We start from the raw sequence: 2,206 nt of genomic DNA, 5'->3' as shown, positions 1-2,206 counted from the left end.
ATGCGGTATAGGGTGACCGGCCGTGGTGCCGGCACGGATAGAAGTTAGATCGGGCATACGCCCGACATCGAGCGCTCCGAACCAAAGACTATTGACGTGTTGAGCAGGAGGGAAAGAAAGCCGATAACCACTTGTTGACGCACACGAGTTATCCACCGCCTGCCGGCGTCGTGGCCACATGAGGAGACCCCGCCGGCAGGCCGAGGATAACTCGTGGAGTCCAAAGAGAGAATCTGGCGATCAAAATCGCTATCGAGGGGGCTTGACTTCGAATACCCCATAGAAGCTATTTCGAGGCGACGCGTGCGTACCTGGAGCGTCATGGCAAACCGGTGGCGCTGTACAGCGACAAGGCCAGCGTGTTCCGCAGTGTCAGGGCCCACGAGACCGGGCGCAGCGTGACGCACTTCGGGCGCGCGATGTACGAACTGAACATCGAGACGTTCTGCGCGAACAGCAGCTCGGCCAAGGGCCGCGTGGAGCGCGCGCACCTGACGCTGCAGGACCGCCTGGTGAAGGAGTTGCGCCTGCGCGGCATCAGCACGGTGGCGGACGCCAATGCGTATGCGCCTGCCTTCATGGCGGCCTACAACGTGCGCTTTGCGAAGCCGCCCAGGAGCACGTTCGACGCGCACCGGCCGCTGCGGGAAGACGAGGATCTGGACGCCCTGCTCACCTGGCGCGAGACGCGGCGTGTGACGAAGTCGCTCACGGTGCAGTACGACCGCGTGATGTACCTGCTCGACGATACGCTGCAGAACCGGAAGCTGGTGCACCGTTACATCGAGGTCTGGGAGTACCCGGACGGACGCATTGAGTTGCGGGCCGACGCGCGGGTACTGCCGTACCGCGAGTATGACCGCCTGACCGAGGTGGACCAGGGTGCGGTGGTCGAGCACAAGCGGCTCGCGCATGCGCTCGCGGTGGCGCAGGAACTGCAGGCGCAGCGCGACGACCGGCGCGCCTCGGGCTCGCCCTCGCGCACGAATCGCGGCATCGTGGTGCGCCCGGCCGAGCGGGTGCCGGGCACGAAGAAGCAGCGCGAGTTCACGCAGGCGGACATGGAAGCGGTGATCGTGAAGCTGGCGCAGGCCCCAAAGCCAGATTCAAAACCTGGCCGGCGGTCTGCGAGGGCTCGCTGAATGAGCACCAGCGCCCTGCTGCTTCAGACGCTATCCTTCAACACGGATTGGAGATCGAACCAGGGAAAGACAGAACCAAACCTTGGTAAAACCGGACATTTCTATTGAGCCGGAGATCGGACATCTCTATCTGGCCGGGACATTAGGTGTAGGAGCAAAGTAGTAGTGTCGTACTTGGGCAAAGTACAGATGTCGTACCCGGGCGCATACCGGTCCATGCTGGCGCGGTTCTCACCTAACCGCGGAGCCGGTCATGGCCGATACCGGGATGATCACCATGAGCATGCGCGAACTGGACCGGCTGAAGGTCATCGAGGCGGTTGCTGAGGCCCGCCTGATGCCCTGGCGGGCGGCTGAACGGCTCTGCATCAGTCGTCGGCAGGTGGAGCGGCTGGTTCTCCGGTATCTCGGTGAAGGCGCGGCCGGGCTGGTTTCACGTCGACGTGGGTGCCCCAGCAACCATCAGTTGCCCGACGCTCTGGTGCGACGCGCCCTGAGGCTGATCGGCGAGCGCTACGCCGATTTCGGGCCCACGCTGGCCTGCGAGAAGCTGCGCGAATGCCATGGCCTCGTGCTGTCGAAGGAAACCGTGCGGCACCTGATGACGGACGCCGGACTCTGGGTGCCGCGCAAACAGCGCCCGCCGGGAATCCATCAGCCACGTGCCCGGCGCGCGTGTTTCGGCGAGCTCATCCAGATCGACGGCAGCGACCACCGCTGGTTCGAGGACCGGGCGCCGGCCTGCACCCTGCTGGTGTACGTGGACGACGCGACGAGCCGCATCATGCACCTGCACTTCACGCAAACGGAGTCGACCTTCAGATACTATGAGGGACAGCCCGCGTAAGCCCCCAGGAGTAAAACGGTTTGTCTGGACCGTTTCCCGGAAGGAGCACGCAAATGGACGCACCCGAGAGAACCCTGCACGCACAGGACACCGCGATCACCTGCAGGCTGTTTGTCGCCTTTGAATTGGGCGAAAAGAACTGGAAGCTGTCACTCGGTGATGGCGTACGTGCTCCCAGCCGTTGCACGGTAGCGGCCGGCGACACCGCTTCCGTCCT

At 63.9% G+C, this 2,206-nt stretch carries 2 pseudogenes; both read left to right on the top strand.

The annotated features are described in order from the left end of the window. Positions 1 to 284: 284 nt before the first annotated feature. Positions 285 to 1,142, top strand: a pseudogene (locus E1N52_RS43500) (ISNCY family transposase); the annotation flags it as partial. Between the two features lie 253 nt (positions 1,143 to 1,395). Further along, a pseudogene (locus E1N52_RS43495) lies at positions 1,396 to 1,974 on the top strand (helix-turn-helix domain-containing protein); the annotation flags it as partial. Between the last annotated feature and the right edge of the window lie 232 nt (positions 1,975 to 2,206).

The sequence above is a fragment of the Paraburkholderia guartelaensis genome (assembly GCF_004353905.1).
Lineage (GTDB): Bacteria > Pseudomonadota > Gammaproteobacteria > Burkholderiales > Burkholderiaceae > Paraburkholderia > Paraburkholderia guartelaensis.
This window is presented reverse-complemented; position numbering and strand designations above follow the sequence as displayed.